Origin of the sequence: Aquimarina megaterium XH134 (assembly GCF_000520975.1) — a bacterium.
GTDB classification, from domain to species: Bacteria; Bacteroidota; Bacteroidia; order Flavobacteriales; family Flavobacteriaceae; genus Aquimarina; species Aquimarina megaterium.
The window spans coordinates 1-3,520 of the sequence record NZ_JACB01000107.1 but is presented as its reverse complement, the minus strand read 5'-3'; the positions used below and the strand labels follow the sequence as shown (position 1 = coordinate 3,520).

The 3,520-nt window shown below is 31.5% G+C and carries 1 protein-coding gene; it reads left to right on the top strand.

Translation table 11 applies throughout. The features are described 5' to 3' along the window. Positions 1–730 precede the first annotated feature (730 nt). A partial coding sequence (locus Z053_RS0127250; RefSeq protein ID WP_025668137.1) for a leucine-rich repeat domain-containing protein occupies positions 731–3,520 on the top strand: 2,790 nt, incomplete at its 3' end.

The window sequence follows — 3,520 nt, the reverse complement described above, 5'->3', positions numbered from 1 at the left end:
AAAATAATTTTAAGAAGATTATGTGGTAAAACCCACTGTTTGCTAAGGTTTTTATGTTTTTTTTAAGATCATCTTAAAAAAAATAAAAAAAAATATTCCTCAGTCCCGAAAAATGGGACTCATTACTCGTATTCTTGTACTGTAATAAATAACTAAAGAGTATTACCTGGTATAGAGAGGCAATTTTGAAGAAAGCTATTCATTTTATAAAGTAGCAAATTCAGAACTTCTTTGTTTAGATTAGACTTTGATATTGTAGTATTTAAAACTAATGTAATAACTCTTTCACTAATGAAAAGAAACTTTAGATAACAGGTAGAGTTTTTGTGCAGTGATGTTGGATTATTATTACTTAATAGATTTAAATAAAATTTTAAGAGATGAAGTGTTTAGCATTCAATTGTTTTACTGTTTTTTGCTTAAAAACACCAATTCTGTTAAAGATAAGTTAACCATAAATTGTTTTATTTTGATTTGAAAAAATAGTAAGTTTGCCCGAGCAATAAAATTGATATAAACCCCATTAATTTTAATGCTAGTCCTACAAATAGTTTCATAAATACCTAAGAGAATATTGCTTGAAAAAAATACTTAAGTATTTGATTTTGAGTGATTTATTTGAGTAATAGCCGATAGCTTTAAGTTATCGGACAGGGAGATTTTTGGCTTATTTTTGAATCATTTTTTCACCTTAATTAAAAGTAACTAACTGACTAAAAATAAAAAATAAATGAAGCAAATAAAAGCACGTTTTGGTGATTCTATTGCATTTGTCTTAACAGTATTTTTAACATTTCCTTTATTGGCTCAGGTTTCTTCGACAGAACGCCAGGCATTAATAGATTTTTATAATGCCACTAATGGAAATAATTGGAAAAATACGATAGAGGGAACTCAACCTTGGTTGATCAATGACTCTAATTCTTTAGTAAGTGATTGGTATGGTGTTACAGTACTAAACGGTAAGGTTACCAAATTAAGTTTTTTTAAAAATAATCTAACTGGTACTCTGCCAAACTCTATAGGAGATTTATCTTCTATAAATCAATTAGTACTTAGTGGTAACAATATTGGAGGGGAATTACCTACAAGCTTGGGGCAAATGACAGGATTACAATCACTTCATTTGAGTGGTAATGAATTTTCTGGAGCAATACCAATAACAGCATTATTAAATGCACCAGGTTTGTCACGTTTATATTTTGATGGTAATAATTTTTCGGGTACGATTCCACCTCAATTAGGGCAATTAACAAATCTTACGTTTATTAATATGGGCTATAATCAGTTAACAGGAACAATTCCGGTTGAACTGGCGCAGCTTTCAAAATTAGGATCCTTATACTTATCAAATAATAAGCTTACAGGATCTATACCACAAGAATTAGGACAGTTAACTAGTCTTCAAAAACTTTCCTTGGCAAGTAATGAACTTACAGGAGGTATTCCTGAAAGTCTAGCTTTATTAACTAACCTTGGATCTTTATCACTGAGTGGTAACCAACTTACAGGAATTATTCCTCCACAATTAGGGCAGTTATCAAAATTATATGCTCTAAGCCTAAATAATAATAATTTAACCGGGACATTACCATCAGAACTAGGACAGTTAGTAAATATGAAGCGTTTGTATGTTTCTGATAATCAAATATCTGGAAGCATTCCTTCTAGTTTTGGACAGATGTCAAAATTAGAAAATTTACAATTAGGAAAGAATCAACTTACCGGTAGTATTCCTTCAGAAATGAGTTTATTGTCTAATATGGTGAGAATTGGCTTGTCGAGTAATAAAATTAGTGGTGACATACCCTCAGAACTAGGTCAATTAACAAAAATAGAGCATATTCACTTTCATAATAATGACTTAACCGGTTCGATTCCAATATCATTTAAACAATTGGTTAATTTAAAAGCATTATACCTTTATAATAATAACCTTTCTGGGAAAATTCCTCCAGAAATGAGTACGTTACCCAAGTTAAGTAATTTTGGGATTTCAGGTAATCAATTTATATTTTCTGATTTCGAATCTGAATTCACTGCATATCAAGCAAACTTATCTAGTTTTACTTATAATAACCAGAAAAATGCAGATGTCGAAGAAACACTTAGCGCATCTATAGGAGGGAGCGTAACACTAACATCAAACGTATTTACAAATTCTAGTAATACATATCAGTGGTATAAAGGAACTACGATTATTCCTGGAGCAACCAATAAAGAGTATACAATTGCAAATGTAAGCGAAACTGATGCAGGAGTTTACAAGATGCTTGTTAAAAACAGTGTAGTAACAGGACTTAGTATCTATCGTAATGATATAACGTTATTGGTAACCCAAGGAGAGAATACTTGTGGGGTCTCTGCTGCAGAACGTCAAGCGTTAATAGATTTCTATAATAGTACCGATGGCGCTAATTGGACGAATACACAGGCCAATAATAGACCATGGTTGGTTAATGATCCTAACTCTCTTGTTTGTGATTGGGCAGGTGTAACAGTTACCAATGGAAAAGTAACAAAATTAGCTTTATCAAATAACGGATTGAAAGGAACAATTCCGGCATCTTTTGGAAACCTGGTGCACTTGACTTTTGTTAATTTTGCTATTAATCAATTATCAGGTTCTTTACCAGATTCAATAGGTAATTTAGTGAATGCAGAAACATTTACTGTTGAGCGTAATGCTATGACAGGTGCTATTCCCACATCTATTGGTAGTATGGTTGCATTGAAGGTGTTAAACCTAGGCTCTAATCAATTTTCAGGAGAAATCCCTGTTTCATTACAAAATCTTACAAACCTAACTACATTAAATTTATTTCGAAATACTCTTACTGGTACGATTCCAGCCGAGTTAGGAAATCTATCCAATCTGGAATATCTTAATTTATTTAGCAATCAACTTGCTGGAGTAATTCCACCCTCTATTGGTAATTTGTCTAAGCTAAAGAAGTTAATGTTATATATCAACCGTTTAGAAGGACCAATGCCTTCAGAATTAGGTAATTTAGTAAACTTAGAAGAACTTCATTTTGAGCGTAATACTATCACTGGTTCAATTCCAATATCTTTAGGAAATTTATCATCTCTACAGTACTTAAATCTAGGAAACAATGCATTAAGTGGTAGTATTCCAAAAGAATTAGGTAATTTATCTAATTTAACAAAATTATATCTTTTCTGGAATAAACTAGAAGGTGAGATCCCATTAGAATTGGGTAACCTAACGAAGACAGAAGTTTTAAGTTTTACCAGAAATTTACTTACCGGAGCAATTCCAGCTTCTATAGGTCAGTTACCTGGTTTAACAAACTTAGGATTAGGTATAAATAAGTTTTCAGGAAGTATTCCCTCTGGATTATCGAGTTTAGCATCTTCAGATATTTTAAACTCATTAAGTTTTGAAAGTAATAGTTTCGTTTTTAGTGACTTTGAATCGGGTTTTACTACCTATAAGAATAACTTAACTACATTTACTTATCTCACACAAGGTAAGGTAGATCAAACAGAGACTTTA